The organism is Arthrobacter sp. Soil736, from assembly GCF_001428005.1.
Lineage (GTDB): Bacteria > Actinomycetota > Actinomycetes > Actinomycetales > Micrococcaceae > Arthrobacter.
Window position 1 is genome coordinate 68,899 of record NZ_LMSB01000015.1, and the last position, 271, is coordinate 69,169.

The following is a 271-nucleotide window of genomic DNA, read 5'->3' on the forward strand; positions in this document are numbered from 1 at the left end:
GAGAACCTGTCCACGGGCTCGCGGTGCGATCGCTCCGGAACTCGGCCCCGCACACCGAATGTGTGTCGTCCCGGCTGAAAAGAACCCAACCCACGACGGCCGGCTACCCCGGCAACGCCTGGCGTGGACCATGGGAAACCCACCCGCCCGCAACGCCCATCAGTGGAGGCTGTGCACGGCCACCGCTCGCCCCGGGTGAGGGTTGTCCCGGTGGCGACGTGGTGGTTGTGTGCAGGCGGTCAGGTGGGTCCCGTCGTCCCCATGTGTGCGG